2 protein-coding genes are annotated in these 1,928 nt (G+C 54.8%); one reads left to right on the forward strand and one right to left on the reverse strand.

Translation table 11 applies throughout. The features are described 5' to 3' along the window. Window positions 1–1,074, forward strand: a 1,074-nt coding sequence (locus tag ACESMB_RS03935) for a DUF4397 domain-containing protein (RefSeq protein ID WP_372970945.1), incomplete at its 5' end; no start/stop codon positions are given. A gap of 107 nt (window positions 1,075–1,181) precedes the next feature. On the opposite strand, the gene ACESMB_RS03940 is transcribed toward ACESMB_RS03935, so the two are convergent. Further along, window positions 1,182–1,928, reverse strand: a 747-nt coding sequence (locus ACESMB_RS03940; protein WP_372970946.1) for an OmpA family protein, incomplete at its 5' end; no start/stop codon positions are given.

Consider the following 1,928-nt stretch of genomic DNA (forward strand, 5'->3'; position numbering starts at 1 on the left):
ATTGCCTCCGGCAGTGTCGGTGCTGAGACCGTTGAGCCCATTATTCTCGCAGACGATGGTGAACGTACCGACGCAGATTCTGCCCGACTGCGAGTTGTTCATCTTTCTCCCGATGCTGATCAGGTAGCAGAAGGTCCTGTTGATGTTTACCTGACTCTGGCCTCCGACGGCGATACCCTGCCTGCGGATCCCAGCTTCACTTTCTCGTTCGGAGAAGATGTCGGGCCGCTGGAAGTAGGTGCCGAGACCTATCGTATCCGGGTAACTCCTGAAAACAGTGATACTGTCGTTTACGACAGTGGTGATGTGCCGCTGCCTTCCGGGGCGGATCTGTTGATTGGTGCAGTGGATAACACTGGCGCCAACAGAACCAAACACGGGGCCAGCCCGATAAGTCTTGTTGTCGCCAATGGTGGGGAGGTCTCGGAGCTGTTTGATGCTAATCAACAGGCGGGTGTCAGGGCTGTTCATAACTCCGCCGATGCTCAGAATGTGGATGTACTGGTCGACGATGTTGTCACTTTTACAGATCTTTCGTTCCCGAATGTGGCTCCAGCAGCCATGCTTGATGGCTACGGAGTGGTGCCCGTGGGAACCCGCAACATCAAGGTCACCCCGAACGGTGATAACAGCGATGTGAGGATAGAAGCAGATCTGGATCTGGCAAATGCACAGGGCTACACCGTTATCGCATTGAACCTGCTGTCAGATATCGAAGCATTTGTGTTGGAAGATTCGGTTCGAGGCATCGCTACCCAGGCTACTGTCAGGGTGGTTCATGGTTCAACTGTTGCCGGACCGGTCAGTGTCTATCTGCTACCTGAAGGCGAAACGGAAGTGAACGTTGCTGCGCCAGTACTGTCGGATGTGCCATTCAAAGCCAACTCAGGATACCTGGCGGTTACGCCGGACATTTATAACCTGGTGGTCACAGATAGCGACGGTAACGAGGCTATTGGTCCTACAGAGGTAAATCTCGAAGCTGGTAATGTTTATACCGCTATTGCACGTGATACGCAGGCTCTCGATGGCGCCGCCCTGATCCTGCTGGATGATTTCGTTATGGCAAACTGATCCGGTGGAGGATTAACGCACGTAAGTACCTGTGTTCATTCAAAGCGTTGATAATGCAGCCCCGGCCACACCGGGGCTTTTTTTCGCTTCCATTTTTACAACGTCCGTTACCGGGTATCGATATTGCCATCCTTGTCGGAGATAACAATCTCCACCCGGCGATTCTGCTGCCTTCCGGCGGAACTGTCATTACTGGCAACCGGGTATTCCTCCCCGAATCCCCTGGTTTCGATCCGATCCCGGCTGATACCCATATCCATGAGGGCATCTCGCACGGCTTCTGCGCGGCGCTCAGAGAGGCCCTGGTTGTAGGACGCTTCACCAGTGCTGTCGGTGTAGCCTTCCACACGCACACGGCGCTCTTCATATTCGGACATGAATTCCGCCAGCCGCTCAACGGTATCTTCACCTGAAGACTTCAGTTCAGCCCGGTTGAGATCAAACAATACATCGCCGAGGGTCAGTACCATTCCCCGGTCCGTTTGCTCGGCCTGCATTGCTTCCATTTGCCGGCGAAGTTCTTCCGTTTCCCGGCGGGCCTGCTCTGCCTCACTGGCGCTCATCTGGAGTTCGAGCTCCTTGCGCCGTTCCTCTGCAGAATCAATCTGCTCCTGAAGATCGGCACGCCTGCCCTGTTCATTGGCGATCTGGGCATGGCGGTTGGCGAGGTAGGCTGCATGCTCGATCTCGATGATGTCTTCACCCTCAGCCAGCAGGGATTCCGCACGGGACAGTTGATCTCTGGCGTTTCTTAACTGACGGTCCCCACTGCGGGCAACGTTCGGATCATTTCTGATTTCTTCGTAGGCAGCCTTTGCTTCGTCAACTTTTTCATTATCCTGGGGCGCGCTGGC

This window comes from Marinobacter sp. (genome assembly GCF_041686475.1).
In the GTDB taxonomy this organism is placed as follows: domain Bacteria; phylum Pseudomonadota; class Gammaproteobacteria; order Pseudomonadales; family Oleiphilaceae; genus Marinobacter.